Origin of the sequence: Flavobacterium sp., assembly GCF_036405015.1 — a bacterium.
GTDB lineage: Bacteria > Bacteroidota > Bacteroidia > Flavobacteriales > Flavobacteriaceae > Flavobacterium.
In genome coordinates this window covers 21924-37590 of the sequence record NZ_DASWYK010000040.1, presented here as the reverse complement: position 1 = coordinate 37590, position 15667 = coordinate 21924, and the positions used below count along the sequence as shown (strand labels likewise).

At 34.9% G+C, this 15667-nt stretch carries 9 protein-coding genes; 3 read left to right on the top strand and 6 right to left on the bottom strand.

Going from position 1 to position 15667, the window contains the following annotated elements; genetic code table 11:
- Window positions 1–135: 135 nt before the first annotated feature.
- Window positions 136–4191 carry a choice-of-anchor L domain-containing protein gene (locus VGE71_RS03195; RefSeq protein WP_331137003.1) on the bottom strand — a complete coding sequence of 1352 codons (4056 nt, stop codon included), beginning with the start codon at window positions 4189–4191 and terminating at the stop codon, window positions 136–138.
- Between the two features lie 234 nt (window positions 4192–4425).
- Between VGE71_RS03195 and VGE71_RS03190 the strand changes: the two genes are divergently transcribed.
- Window positions 4426–4905, top strand: a complete 480-nt coding sequence (locus VGE71_RS03190; protein ID WP_331137002.1) for a DinB family protein — start codon at window positions 4426–4428, stop codon at window positions 4903–4905.
- 58 nt (window positions 4906–4963) lie between these two features.
- On the opposite strand, the gene VGE71_RS03185 is transcribed toward VGE71_RS03190, so the two are convergent.
- The 5 genes from VGE71_RS03185 to VGE71_RS03165 all read right to left on the bottom strand — a co-directional run bounded on the left by VGE71_RS03185 (window position 4964) and on the right by VGE71_RS03165 (window position 10348).
- Window positions 4964–5923, bottom strand: coding sequence for a YafY family protein (locus VGE71_RS03185; protein ID WP_331137001.1), 960 nt, complete (start codon window positions 5921–5923; stop codon window positions 4964–4966).
- A 148-nt stretch (window positions 5924–6071) separates the two neighbouring features.
- On the bottom strand, window positions 6072–6686 hold the full coding sequence (locus tag VGE71_RS03180; RefSeq protein WP_144216841.1) for an outer membrane beta-barrel protein: 615 nt from the start codon (window positions 6684–6686) through the stop codon (window positions 6072–6074).
- Between the two features lie 228 nt (window positions 6687–6914).
- A complete protein-coding gene (lepA, locus tag VGE71_RS03175; RefSeq protein WP_331137000.1) occupies window positions 6915–8711 on the bottom strand; it encodes a translation elongation factor 4 in 1797 nt (598 codons plus the stop codon).
- Between the two features lie 164 nt (window positions 8712–8875).
- A complete protein-coding gene (locus VGE71_RS03170; RefSeq protein ID WP_331136999.1) occupies window positions 8876–9574 on the bottom strand; it encodes an NUDIX hydrolase in 699 nt (232 codons plus the stop codon).
- A gap of 57 nt (window positions 9575–9631) precedes the next feature.
- Window positions 9632–10348, bottom strand: a complete 717-nt coding sequence (locus VGE71_RS03165) for an NUDIX hydrolase (protein ID WP_331136998.1) — start codon at window positions 10346–10348, stop codon at window positions 9632–9634.
- A gap of 623 nt (window positions 10349–10971) precedes the next feature.
- Here VGE71_RS03165 and VGE71_RS03160 point away from each other — a divergent pair.
- The gene (locus VGE71_RS03160; protein ID WP_331136997.1) at window positions 10972–14061 is read left to right on the top strand and encodes a TonB-dependent receptor; all 3090 of its coding nucleotides are present in this window, start codon (window positions 10972–10974) and stop codon (window positions 14059–14061) included.
- A 12-nt stretch (window positions 14062–14073) separates the two neighbouring features.
- Window positions 14074–15654, top strand: coding sequence for a RagB/SusD family nutrient uptake outer membrane protein (locus tag VGE71_RS03155; protein WP_331136996.1), 1581 nt, complete (start codon window positions 14074–14076; stop codon window positions 15652–15654).
- The last annotated feature ends 13 nt before the right edge of the window (window positions 15655–15667 follow it).

The window sequence follows — 15667 nt, the reverse complement described above, 5'->3', positions numbered from 1 at the left end:
TATTAAGGTGCAAAGGTACAAAGGTTTTTTTTAAAGTTGCTAAGATTCTGAGACGCTAAGGTTCTGAGTTCTTTTTCTGACGTTTTTATTTTTTAGAGAAGCATTACAATGTGTCTTAAATTGTATTTTTAAGGATTAGCGCTTTAAAGTAAAATGCGCTTTAAATTCTTCAATTACGCCATTTTGGGTATAGGTTGCTCGAAACCAATAATCTGAAGAAGGAAGTGCAGTACCATCAAAATTACCGTCCCAACCGGCGCCAGAAGGTTTAATCATTTTTATGAGTTTGCCATATCGGTCGAAAATAGTAATTACGACATCTGGCTGATCTGCGAGATCTGGAATGTTCCAAGTGTCGTTGTAACCATCACCGTTTGGTGTGAAAAATTTGGGGTATTTGAGCACTTTGGCAAAAAGAATAAGATTGTCGCAATTGGCTTTTATATCTCTTATCGTAATAGCATGTTCTCCAGATTCTACATCCTGAAATATATTGTTTGTTTGAAAATCGCCATCATCCAGCTGGTATTCGTAAGTTCCAAAACCATTTGTGAGATTTACGATGATATCGATATTGTCTTTAAAAGCATCGGAAACCGAAACTGTTGCAACTGCCTGACTGGATTTTCCGACTGTAACAGTGGTCGGATTGTAACCACAATCATTACCAACATCGGGTATGTTTTTGACTGGTACAACGGTATAAATTCCCTCTTTAGTTGCGGTGTAAGTTGGACCTGTGCCTATTTTATTGCCTTCTAAATACCACTCGACTGTATAATCTGGTGAATTTATTCCAGAATTTAATTGTGCAGAATGCCGTAAAGCACCTGTTTGGTAATCGACACAAATAATTCCGTTTGGTACTGAAAAATTCTTAAGAGGATAAATAGTGATATTAAAATCATCCTGAACAAAACAACTTGAATTTGCAGTTGCTGCCGCATAAATGTACATTTTTTGGCTGGAAGTTATTTTTTGCCCTGCCGAATATTGAGTCCCAGTTGCGTTAGGTTCGCTGTAATAATTTCCGACAGTTAGAGTGGGTAAAGTGTAGCTTCCGCAAATAGCAACATCAGGAGTACTGACCAATATTGGAGTTTTGGAAATTGTAATCGAGAAACTCTTTTCGCTAACACAAGTTAAACGTGTACCAACTATAGCGTAAACATATAGGGTCTGCGAATTGGTTATAACAGTTCCAGCCGGAATGATTGCACCTTTTCCTCCAGGTTGAGTATAATAATTTCCCAATTTTAATGGGGGCAAAGTATAACTGTCACAAACGTTTATATTGCTAAAATTACCAACATCAATTCCGTTGTAATTGACTTTGAAAAAGGTTTCGTTGCTGCATGAAGTAAAATCTGCCCATTCGTTATAAATATAAATAGTTTGGGTTGTGTTAATGATGGTTCCTTCGGCAAGTTGAGTTCCTAAACCCTTTGAGCCTCCAGTAGCAGTGTAGTACTTACCATTTCTTAATTTCGGAAGTTTAAAATCGTTGCAGGTTACTACATCGGTAAAACTGTCAACGGGAGGAAGAGGTCTGATTTCGACAGTAAAACTATGTTCATTTGTACATTTCGGCCCTACCGAATAAATGTAAATAACTTGCGTTGAAGTAATAATATCTCCTGCTTTTAATTGTTTTCCTTTTCCTTTGCTTTGTGTAAAATAGTTACCATTTGTTAATGGCGGTAAAACATAACGATTGCATTCTAACCTATTGGCTGGTGTATCTACTAATGGAAGTGGATCTATGGTAATGACATATTTAAGATTTTCGGTGCAATTGGGCGAAGTGGTAGTAGCAGCATAATAATATACGGTTTGCGAATTGGTAATAACAGTTCCAGCAGGGATATTTTTACCCTGACCACCAGCATTTTCATAATAACCACCAACGGCAATTGGAGGTAAAGTAAAACTTCCACATCTCGTAATCGGAACAAAAATGGGTGAATTAATGATGTCGATTTTAAAAGAATTTTCATTTGTACATCTTCCATCATTTGCAAAAACAAAAACGGTCTGGCTCGAAGTTATTTTGTCTCCAGCTTTGAGTGCTTTTCCTAGACCTCCAGACAAAGTAAAATAATTACCGTTTGTCAAAGGAGGTAGCGTATAAGAATCGCAAGTCACAACATTATCAGGTTTATCTACCAGAGGCAAAGGATAAACAGTAAAAGGTACGGCGATGTCACGACAGACTGCTCCATCGATTACGACATAATAATAAATGGTTTGGCTAGTTGTAAATACAGTTCCCTGTGGTATTGAATCTCCTTGTCCTCCTGATTGTGTGAAAAAACCGCCAGCAGGTACTCGCGGGACAACATACTGACCGCAGGCTTCTTTTTTAAAACCAATTTCATAAATCAGGATTACATTAAAAGTACTTTCATTGGTACAATTGTTTGTATTGGGACCTTTGTAAATATAATATAGACCACTTTTGGTAATAACATCTCCAGGATTTAGTTTAGTTCCTGTTCCGTTTGGCGCTGTATTGTATTCCCCATTTTGAATCGGTGGCAACGTATAACTATTACAGGCAACCACATTCGGAATTTGATCTACAACTGGAAGTGGATTGATAATAATATTGAAACTAACTGTGGCATAACAAGACGCGCTCGAAATATTTTCAATTCGAACCCAAATTGCTTTTGGTGATTGTAATAAAGATGTTCTGAATGCTTTTGGATCTGAAATCTTGTTTGTGTTATTGTTAGCATCAGTTTCACTATTGTAATAACTGATTCTATATTCAGCAGAATTTAATCCGTTCAAAATGGTGGTTTCCTGAGCCGTTAAATCGAAAGTAACATTTTTAGCTAAGTCATCGCAACCACTTAAATCTGGTGGCTTTACAACGTTGATAGGTTGAGTTACCAATAAATTGAATGAAGCGATATTGTTACAAAAGAAAGTTTTATCATAAATCGGAACTGCTTTTATGTATATGGTTTGATTACCAGAACTTGCGTACGATTTTAATTGATTTTCGGGTATAAACGGAGCATTTGCATTAGCTGAAGCTAAAGAATCAAAATAATAAATAGCATATTTTGCAGGATCAATTCCTAATGAAGCTAAGTTATTAACCGTTAAATCATATTGATAAGTACCATTGGTGTTGTAACAAGCCGTCAAGTTTTGAGGAGGTTTAATAATTAGCTGGTCAATAACTACTTCATCTTTAATAACGCAACCAGAAAGTGTTGCTGTAACGCCATAAGTTCCAGGTTTATCAACGGTTAGAGAATTACTGGTTTCATCTGGAATTATTGTTCCATTTAATGTCCACACATAACTGAAATTACCCACAATATCAGATTTAAGAGTGATTTTTTCGCCCTCACAAATTGTTCTGTCTGGACCTAAATTCATCGTAGTCATAAAACTACCTCCTTTTATAAAAACTGCCGAGTCATAATTACTGTCATTGTAATCACCGATAGCGAGTTTAATTCGATAAGTTCTGTTCGGAATTACCGTTGAAGCCGCAGTCAAAACTTTGGTTTCGCCTCTCATGTTAATTGGCGATTGAGTAGGATCGTTAACATTGTAACGATCAAACAAATTAGCATTAGCAGATAAACAGGACGAATTATATTGTTGGTCTCTAATGTTTTTGACAGAAACAGGCGTAGTTGTTCCCGGAACTACCGCAAGATTTGTAGAAGTTCCCGTCGTCAGATCCGTCAATATAAAGGCAAAAACATCACTGAATCCGCATTGAAATTCTCCATATTCATTTGAAGCAAAAAGAAAATCAAAACTGAAATTACTGGATAAAGGAGTAAAATCAAATTGAAGAAAACTGACATCTGTAACCGGTACAGTTTGTCCGTTGTTATCACTGATTACCTGTAGATCACTGTCTGTTGAATTGTTTAATTTGCTGCTTTCATTATTTCCGTTGTACGGACCTTCTGTGTATTTGGCGATTCCGTTTCGTATAATGATTCCGCTTGAAATAGGGAAGTTTGGATTGGTGTTGGTGAATTTACCGATACCCTGATGTGAAGAGAATTTGAAATTACTTTCGTTTGAACAGCCATTTTGCATCAATTCCGTTCGTACCAGTTCAGGTATGCTCATAGTTGTAGTGTCGACTACAATTCCTTGTGATGAAGATAAGGTCGAATACAATAATAAAAGTAGAAATAGAGCAGCTCTCATAATTCATGTTTTATTAGTCCATTATCTTAAAGGTACGAATTATTTTATTTTAATTTTTTGATTATCAGTATTTTATGATTTATTTAATGTGATTTGACCAAAAATTCAGAATAAATTAAATTTTGTTAAAATGAGAAATTTTAGCAGTAATTGTAAAATTATTTTTCCTACTGACAAACTGTTGTCACCGGCCCATTCTACTTTTGAAGTATAGAAATTTAAAACCTTAAAATCATGAAAACATTAGAAGCACAAGTAATCAGTTCAGAAGATTTATTGAAACATTGGCAAGGTCACCGCGCCTTAACACGTCGTGTAATTGAAGTGTTTCCTGAAAAAGATTTCTTCGAATTTTCGATAGGAGGAATGCGAACTTTTGCCAAATTAGTTGACGAACTTCTAGCAATTGGAGGTCCAGCCATGAAAGGAATTGTAAACAGAGATGCTCAGCCGTATACTGAAGGAACAGAAAAACTGATTTTCAAAGCGCAATATCTTGAAAAATGGGATGAAGCTACAGAAGAAATCAATAAATATTGGGAGCAATTATCTGTTGAAGATTTCAACGAAACTTTTAATTTGTTTGGTCAGTATGAATTTCCAATCATTCATAATATTTTATATTTTATTGATAATGAAGTGCATCACCGTGGGCAAGCTTATGTGTATTTAAGAGCTTTAAATATTGAGCCACCGTTTTTCTGGGAAAGATAATTCTCTGAAATGCCAATAAAAAAACTCTCAAAGAAGAAAATTCTCTTTGAGAGTTTTTTTATATAAGTCTTTGTCTGTTGATTTCGAGTAATTCTAAAATTCTTTTTTTTAAACTTTCTGGTTCCAGGATTGTTGCATAATCACCAAACATTAAAAACCATCGCGGAAAACCGTCTTCCATGCTACGACACATAAAAGTCATCTCGATTTTATCATCAACTTCTTTTTCTGCTACAAAACCATGATACTTTCTTTCAGATGTAAGATATCTTGCGATTTTCTTTTCGACTAAAATCCTAACTTTTGTTGTCGGACAATTTTCTGTTTTGTTTAAATAAGTTTCTAAAGCTTCATGTTCGATTGTAAAATCTAACTCTGTTTTTTTCAGGTTTTGAATTCGGTCTGCTCTAAACTGTCTGTAGTCTTTTCTTAAATGACAATATCCAAGAAAATACCAATTGTTATTATCATGAAAAATACCAACAGGTTCCAGATTTCGTTCTGTTAATTCGTCTTTTCCGAAAGTTTTATACGAAAGTAAAATCTGTTTTTTCTCAGCAATACTTTCAAACAAAACGGCGAGCGTATTGGGCGAATTATCATTAAACATCGGTTCTGCATCTTGCATTACAATTCTTGATTCGATGTTTGACAAATAATCTTTATCGTTGCTTCTTAAAACCGATTTCAGTTTGTACATCGCCGAAGCATAATGTGTTCCCAAAGAAGGATCGGTAAATTTTTGCATCAGTTTTTCGGCCGCAATAAAGCTGCTCACTTCTTCGCGTGTAAACATAACTGGCGGAAGTCTATATCCGTCCATTAAAGCATAACCCACTCCAGCTTCACTATAAATAGGAACTCCAGAAGCTTCCAAAGTTCGAATATCTCTGTAAATCGTTCTCAAACTACACTCAAAACGATCGGCTAATTCTTGTGCTTTTACAATTTTTTTAGATTGCAATTGAATAAGAATAGCTACAATTCGGTCAAATCGTTTTGGGGTTTCGTCGAGCATTTTTTTTAAGATTCTAAGATTCTGAGTTGCTGAGGTTCTAAGTTTTTTAATTGAAAACGAGTCAAAGATACAAATGAAAAAATGATGAGAAATAAAAAAAGCTGTCCCAAATTGAGACAGCTTTTGTTTTATAGATTGAATAAACGAATTAGAATCTGTACAACAATCCGAATTGTGGTTGATCGAAGATGTTTTCAAATAAATTGATATTCAACTGAAAAGTATCTGATGACGGACCGTTTTCTGGAGAAACGCTGTTGTAAGAAAGCATATTGGCTAACACAAAAGTAACAGCGACATTTTTGGTAATAAAGTAATTTAAACCAACATTAATATCTGCTGTTATGCTATTTGTAGTATCGTCCAAAACATCACTTTCGTATTTGTTTCTTCCAAATCCTAAACCAGCTTCAGCGTATGCTTTGAAACGCTTTTTATCTAGTTCTAAGAAATAGTAACGAGCAAAAGCACCTACGCCAAATACATTTGTTTTTTCATACGGTGTTTCTTGTTTAATACTAGCATAATCTAATTTTGCTCCGACAGCAAATTTATCATTTAAAAAATAGCCAAATTTTGGACTAAACCCGTAATAATCTTCTTCACCGCCCGTACTTATTTTTATAGAACCTTCAAGAAACATATCTCCTTGCGAAAAAGTAACGCCTTTTGCAGAATTCATTTCAGCTTCTGCCTGATATTCCTGAGCGTTTGCAAAACAAAAAGTAAATAGGGCTAAAATAACTGATAATTTGGTTTTCATAATCTTACATATTTAATTGTTTGTAAGATTAAAATTAGTTTTCTCTAATAAAAGAAGCCAAATATTTGATTTATCGCGTTAAAATTGAGTTAATCAAGTTAATATTTTGATAATTTTGTAAGTTTTATCTTTTTAATTTTTAAGTATAAATCAATAAAAAACCCGATAACGAAAGTTATCGGGTCAGTCTATATTCTATTTTCTGTCCTCTCTTTTCTTAAAAAAGAATTAGTCATTCAGTTTCAAAACAGCCATAAATGCTTCTTGCGGAATCTCAACGTTTCCTACTTGACGCATACGTTTTTTACCTTTTTTCTGTTTTTCCAGCAATTTACGCTTACGCGAAATATCTCCTCCGTAACATTTTGCGGTAACGTCTTTACGAAGTGCTTTAATCGTTTCACGAGCAATGATTTTAGCTCCAATTGCAGCCTGAATCGGAATATCAAATTGCTGTCTTGGAATTAACTCACGTAATTTCTCGGTCATTTTTTTACCGATGTTATAAGCGTTGTCTTCGTGAATCAATGCAGAAAGTGCATCAACAGTTTGTGCATTTAGAAGAACGTCCAGTTTAACCAATTTTGAAGTTCTCATTCCTATTGGCGAATAATCAAAAGAAGCATAACCTTTAGAAACTGTTTTTAAACGATCGTAAAAATCAAATACAATTTCTGCCAAAGGCATATCAAAATTCAATTCAACTCTTTCTGTTGTCAAGTATGTTTGGTTGGTAATTAAACCACGTTTTTCGATGCATAAACTCATTACGTTTCCAACGAAATCAGCTTTTGTAATAATGGTAGCTTTAATAAATGGCTCTTCAACTCTGTCTAATTTTGAAGGCTCTGGTAAGTCAGAAGGGTTGTTTACAATTAACGGAGTTTCAGGATGTTTCTTTGTGTAAGCCAAATACGAAACGTTAGGAACTGTTGTAATTACCGTCATATCGAACTCACGCTCTAAACGTTCCTGGATAATTTCCATGTGAAGCATTCCTAAGAATCCACAACGGAAACCAAATCCTAATGCTGCAGAACTTTCAGGAGTAAAGACTAATGAAGCGTCATTCAGCTGTAATTTTTCCATAGAAGAACGTAAATCTTCGTAATCTTCTGTGTCAACTGGATAAATTCCGGCGAATACCATTGGTTTTACATCCTCAAAACCAGTAATCATATTGGTTGTTGGCACTTTTGCATCTGTAATCGTATCACCTACTTTTACCTCGCGTGCTTCTTTAATTCCAGAAATCAAATAACCAACGTCTCCTGCAGAAACTACAGTTTTAGGAACTTGATTTAGTTTTAAAGTTCCAATTTCGTCAGCAAAATATTCATTGTCTGTAGCCATAAATTTAATTTTCTGGCCTTTTTTGATTTCACCGTTTACAACTCTAAAGATTACTTCAATTCCACGGAATGGATTGTAAACTGAGTCAAAAATCAAAGCTTGTAATGGCTCTTCTGGATTTCCTTTTGGAGCTGGAATTTTTTCGATAATAGCAGCAAGAATGTTCTCTACACCAAAACCTGTTTTTCCAGATGCGTGAATAATATCTTCTAGTTTACAACCAAGTAAATCAATGATGTCATCACTAACTTCTTCTGGGTTAGCACTTGGCAAATCGACTTTGTTTAAAACCGGAATGATTTCTAAGTCGTTTTCAAGAGCTAAATATAAATTTGAAATCGTTTGTGCTTGAATACTTTGTGCAGCATCAACAATCAAAAGAGCTCCTTCGCAGGCAGCAATAGATCGTGAAACCTCGTATGAAAAGTCAACGTGTCCAGGAGTATCAATTAAGTTTAAGATATATTCTTCGCCTTTGTATTTGTATTCCATCTGAATGGCATGACTCTTAATGGTAATTCCACGTTCACGCTCCAGATCCATGTTGTCAAGCAATTGTGCTTTTTCTTCACGGGCTGTCACAGTTTGCGTTGCGGCTAGTAATCGGTCTGCCAATGTACTTTTACCGTGGTCAATGTGTGCAATAATGCAAAAATTACGTATCTTCTTCATTTGTATATATCAGTTCTCTAAAACGAGTTTTAAGTATTTTTGGGTGTAAAAACAGACTAAAGCAATTGCTTTAAAGCATGTTATTAAGGCGCAAAGATAGCGCAAAGTTTTGGATTCTGGAATGTTGATCTACGATAGTTGATGGGAATGAATTAAAATCAAGTCTAAAATTCAAAATTGAATCCTTTTTCTGTTAATTTCTTGTACATTTCGGCGTCAAATTTGTAAAGTTTTGCTGCTCTGTGCGAAACATCTTTTTGCTTTTCATCTAATGCTGTGAGGAGTTTCATATGAAGAATTTTTCGCCTGAAATTTGATTTGTCCAACTCGATTCCTAAAATTTCTTCATACAAATGCATCAATTGCAATAAAGTGAATTTTTCGGGTAAAAGATTAAAACCAATTGGCGCCTGACGAACTCTGTTTCGCAATTGTAATAAACTGAAATCCAGAATTTCATTATGGTCAAAAATTAAATCTGGAATTTCATTTATTTTATACCATTTGGCTTCAAAGACTTTCAAACTGGCCTTAATATTGTAATCTTCTCTGTTGACCAAAGTATAATAACCAATGGTAACAACGCGTCTTTCGAGAACACGTTTCGGATTTGTGAAAGCTTTTAATTGTTCGAGATAAATATCTTCAAGTCCAGTAAGTTCGTATAAAATTCGTTGTGCAGCATCATCGGCGCTTTCTTCGAGTTGTAGCCATCCTCCAAGAAGTCCCCATTTTCCTTTACTTTCGCCTTGAGCGTGCTGAACCAGAAGAACTTCGAGACTCTCCTTATTAAATCCGAAGAAAACACAGTCAATTGTGATTCCGTCAACAGCTGGTTTAGTATTAGTAGTTATTTTTGTCAATTTATTATAGTATTTTGAAGTATAAAAAGGCTTTTGATTTATTATAAATGAAAAAAATCAGAATTCAAAATTGAAACCTTTTTCAGTTAATTTTTCATAGATTTCAGGATCAAACTTATACAATTGCGCAGCTCGATGCGAAACATCTTGTTGTTTTTCGTCCAAAGCGACCAAAAGTTTCATATGAAGAATTTTTCTTCTAAAATTGGGTTTGTCCATTTCAATTCCTAAGATTTCTTCATACAACCGCATCAGTTGTAATAGCGTGAATTTTTCAGGAAGCAGATTAAATCCGATTGGAGTTTGACGCACTCTGTTTCTAAGATGTTTTAAGCTATAATCTAAAATCTCATTGTGATCGTAAATCAAATTCGGAATGTTGTCAATTTTGTACCATTTAGCATCTGAAGCTGTAAAACCTGCTTTGATATTGTAATCTTCTCTTTTTACTAAAGCATAATATCCAATGGTAATAACGCGTCGCAACGGAAAACGATCCGGATCTCCAAACGCTTTCAATTGTTCTAGATAAATATTATCAAGACCAGTAAGTTCATTCAATAAACGATGAGCCGCTGCATCTGTACTTTCTTTTTTATAAATCCATCCTCCAGGAAGACCCCATTTTCCTTTGCTGATCCCTTCTCCGTGTTGTACCAAAAGTACTTCGAGACTGCCTTTATCGAAACCAAAAATTACACAGTCAATCGTGATGGCATTCATGGCACTGTGCTCGTTTTTCGAAGCAGTTTTATCATCTACATTTTCAACCATATTCAAGATAAATTTTGACAAATTAAATAAATAAAATGATTATTAGCCTTCTTCAAAGCCTTATATTTTTTTTAACGAAACAAGAAATTGATAATCAGTGAATTAAAAATGTGTTGAAAAATGGCTTCAAAATCTATAATTCTTAAACGACTGATTGTCAATTTTATAAAACGTTGGTTTTTCTATATTTTTTATTTCATTTTCAATTTGCTTTTTGCGGCATTGATAAAAATGAATTGGTATTTATTAGAAATGAAAAAAATTAACCTTAATATTTTGTTAATATAGAAAATTTGTTTTACACTTGTAGTCAAATTTACCATAAGATAAATTCAAATTGACCATAAGTAAAAAAGAACAAAGCTACGCTTAACTTAAACTTACCACAAATGTTTTTTTAGAAATTGATTTAAAAAGCTTTTTTTGTTGAGATTATCGCCCTTCAATTTTGCAAAAGAATCGATTTTGATGTTTTAAAAACATCTGCTTATAGTCAGCAAGTACTAAATGTTGGAAATGAGATTCAGGCCCTCATTTTTAGCATGACCTGCTTGGGAAGTTTTCCAAAGTTTCTCTTAGGGTAAAAATTACTAACTATAACTTAAACTTAATCAATTCTTATTATGAAAAGCAAAAATTGTATTAAAACAACAAAGCTGTCGTATTTTATGACGGTGCTGCTTAGCGTATTTATGATGCAGTTTGGATTCGCACAAGAATCTAAAACTGTAAGTGGAACAATCACTTCTGCCGAAGACGGATTTGGAGTTCCCGGAGCAACTGTACAAGTACAGGGAACAAAATCGAGTACTGTTACCGATTTTGATGGAAAATATAAAGTGGAAGCCAAAACAGGCGATGTTTTAGTGATCACTTTCGTGGGATTTAAAACACAGAATATTACGGTTGGAACTCAAAAAACAGTCAATGTAGTTTTGAGTCCTGAAACTGCAGAACTAAAAGAGATTGTAGTAATTGGTTATGGTACTCAAAAGAAGAAAGTGAACACAGCTGCAACTTCTTTGGTATCGGGAAAAGACATTCAGCAAGTAGCGAGTCTTGATGTTGTAAATGCTTTACAAGGTCAGGCTTCAGGGGTTTCTGTAACTTCTTCTTCTGGTCAGCCTGGTGCGAATATGGTGGTAAATATTCGTGGTGCGGGTACAGCAGGAAACAGTGATCCGCTTTATGTTGTAGACGGTGTTGTGGTAGATAACGGAATCGGATATTTGGATCCTTCTGTTATTGAAAGGGTTGACGTTTTAAAAGATGCTTCTGCCGCTTCTATCTACGGAGCAAGAGCAGCAAACGGAGTTATCTTAGTTACTACTAAAAAAGGAAAAGATGGCAAAATGAATGTGTCTTTAAGTTCTTATACAGGTTTTCAGCAGATTGCTAAAAAACTGGATTTGATGAATACACAAGAATACACAACGATTATTAACGAAGCTCGTGTAAACTCTGGTTATGCACCATTGTATACAAAAGCTCAAATTGCTGGATTTCCAAATAATGACTGGCAGAAAGATTTGTTTTACGAAGGAGCAATCAAACAAAACCATTCTCTTTTAATTACAGGTGGTGACGAAAAATCTACTATTGCGACTGGTTTATCTTACTATGGACAAGATGGTATGATTGGAGGTTCTACTAACCAATCTCAATACGATCGTATAACTTTTTCTGTAAATTCTACTTCAGAAGTTATTAAAGGATATTTGAAAATTGGTGAAAACTTTACTTTGTCAAACATCAAATCTAAAGGTGTTGCAGATGATGGTATTTACGGAAATGCAATCAGAAGTTTCTTAAATGCCGCTCCAATTGATCAACCTTATGACGAAGATGGAAATTTTGCTCGTTCAATTGTTTCAAATGACGTAACAAATCCAGTTGGATCTTTATACTACAATAACTTCAATCAAACAAAAACAAATCGTTATGTCGGAAATGTTTTTGCTGAATTGAAAGTTATAAAAGATTTGACTTTTAGAACAAGCTTTGGTGTTGATATGACAGACAGTAACTACCGTGCTTTTAGACCAGTGTACTCTCTTTCTTCAAATGATAACAATACTGTTTCTAGTGTTACTCAAAGTGCGACCAAATCTATGGGATGGATTTTTGAAAATACACTTCAATACAAATTCGATATCGCAGGTTCTCATAATTTTGATGTATTGGCAGGTACTTCTGCAAAAAAGAATACTTCTGATTACATGGAAGGGCAAGGAAGAAACTTAATTTTTGACGATTTCGAACATGCTTATTTGGATAATGCAAAAGATCCTACATCAAATGTGGTAAAAGGAAATCGTAAAGATTATGCCATTCAGTCTTACTTCGGACGTTTATTGTATGATTACAACAACAAATACTTGTTTTCTGCAACAGTTCGTCGCGACGGTTCATCAGAATTTGGTCCAGATAATAAATATGCTATTTTCCCTTCGTTCTCTGCGGGATGGAATTTAGATAAAGAAGCTTTCTTCAAAGAAAATAAAGTTTTAAATAGTTTCAAATTAAGAGCAAGCTGGGGACAAAATGGTAACGACCAATTTGGTAGAAGATTTGCATACTTATCAACTGTAAACTCAACAGACAAAACATATCATTTCGGAACAGGTGACGAAACTTTATTAGTAGGTTCAAGCCCTGATCAATTAGCAAACCGTAACTTAAAATGGGAAACTTCTGAGCAGTTAGATTTAGGTTTTGATGCTACCTTGTTCAATAATTTTATTTTAACGTTCGATTACTACGACAAGAAAACTAAAGATTGGTTAGTATTGGCTTCTATTCCAACTTATGCTGGAGCAACTGCACCATATGTTAACGGTGGAGATGTAAGTAACAAAGGTTTTGAGATTGGATTATCTTACCGTACTCGTATCGGACAAGATTGGAATTTTGCAGTAAATGCTAACCTTTCTCGTAACCAAAATCAAGTGTTGAGAATTGCAAACAACGAAGGTATTATTCACGGAGAAGCAAATATTTTATTTCAAGGTTTAGACGAAATGAACCGTGTTGAGGTTGGAAAACCAATGGGTTATTTCTACGGATTAAAAACAGCTGGAATTTTCCAAAATGCAGCTGAAGTTTCGGCAGGAGTTCAGCCAAATGCTGTTCCTGGAGATGTTCGTTTCGTAGATTTAAATGGTGACGGCAAAATAGATGCAAATGATAAAACTCAAATTGGAGATCCAAATCCAGATATTAACTACGGGATTAATTTAGAATTATCATACAAAGCTTTTGATTTTTCTATTAATACTTATGGAATCGCCGGAGGACAGAACGTTTTCGGAATTCATGACTACACTCGTGCTTACACAAACAACACTACAGATGTGTTGAACAGATGGACAAGTGAAGGAACTTCAAACAGAATTCCTAGAGTAACTTATGGGACAGATGATAACGGTAACTACACTAAATTCTCTGATTTGTATATTCAGGATTCAGATTTCTTCAGAATTAAAAATGCAACAATCGGATGTGATTTAACAAAGTTAACAGACAAATTAAAATTCTTCTCTAAATTCAGATTGTACGTGGCAGGAAATAACATTTACACTTTCACGAAATACAAAGGAATGGATCCAGAGATTGGTTTCGGAAACGTAAATCAATCTTGGGCAAAAGGAATCGATGTCGGATATTATCCACAGCCAAGAACCTACATGATGGGTCTAAATGTTAACTTTTAATTTTTAAAAACGATGAAAACATATATAAAATTATTTGCTCTTTCAAGCCTTCTTGTTTTAGGTTCTTGTTCGGAGGATTTTTTAGAAAACGAGCCATATACAGATAAAGTAACAGAGAATTTTTATAAAACTCCATCTGATGCTTTTGAAGGTTTGGTTGCCGTTTATGACGTATTGCAGAGAGAAGCTTATGGTACACAATTGATTGTAAGCGAGCAGGCATCTGATAACTGTTTCGGTGGATTTGGTCTTGCAGATCCAACAGTAGATTTACAATGGGACCGTTTTCAGTATAATACAGATAAAGATATGAACGCTCCAACATGGACAAATTCTTATCTTGGAATTTACAGAGCTAACATTTTACTAGAAAACTTAGACAAAGTAAATTGGGGAGCCGATGCTGCATTGAAAACACGTTACGAAGCAGAAGCTCGTTTTTTAAGAGCTCACTTTCACTTTCAGGCTGCAAAAATGTTTGGTGATATTGTTCCGTTAGATCATACCGTAACCACAAGCGAATTCCAATTACCAAGACAAGCACCAGAAGTTACTTATGCTTTAATTGCTAACGATTTGAAATTTGCTGCAGATAACTTAAATAATGACAATTATTCAAAAGCGGGAAATGCCAACTTCGGGCGTATTACAAAATGGGCTGCAGAAGCATATTTAGCTAGAACATTCTTGTTTTACACAGGAGCTTACAACAAACCAGATTTAGCTGGAGTAATTACAAAAGCACAGGCAACAACTTATATTAATGATGTTGTAAGTAATAGTGGTCATGATTTAGTTCCTGATTTTGCTAATCTTTGGCTGGCTGCTTCTTTAGATAATTTTGTTGGAGAAGATAATACAGAAATGGTCTGGGCCGTACGTTTTAATGGTTCAGGAAAAGGAAACTGGGATCTTCACGAAGGAAACCGTTTTCAAGTAAATATTGCACCACGTGGAGGAGCAATTGGAAGATATGCTACAGGATGGGGAGGAGCAACAGTAAACCCGAAATTGGTTGCAGCGTATGATCTTGCTGATACCAGAAGAAAAGCCTCATTTATAGATTATGCTGGAGAAGGATTAAATTTTGATCCGCAAGCTAGAGAACAACGCCAATATACTGGATATTCTTGGAAAAAATATTGTCCGATTACCAATGCAGCAGGAACAGCTGTTGTAGAAGCAAATGGAGGAAACTTTCAAATTGACAACTACCAAGATTACGCTATTATTCGTTTTGCAGATGTTTTACTTATGGCTGCTGAATTGAATTTAGATGGAAACGCAGGTTTAGCCCAGACAGATTTAGACAGAGTTCGTGATCGTGCTTTTAAAAATACAACTCACAGAGTTACGGCAACAAAAGCCAATATTATGGAAGAGCGTCGTTTAGAATTAGCCTTAGAAGGATCGCGTTATTTTGACTTAATCAGACAAGGAATGGGAGTTATGAAAGCGGCAATCGATAATAATACAGGAGATTCTCAGTTTGCTGTAACCTTCAGACCAGAAACTCTAGGTTGGTTTGCTTTACCACAATCGCAAATCGTACTTTCAAATGGTACGATTCAGCAAAATCCAGGTTGGAATTAATATTTAAACTAAT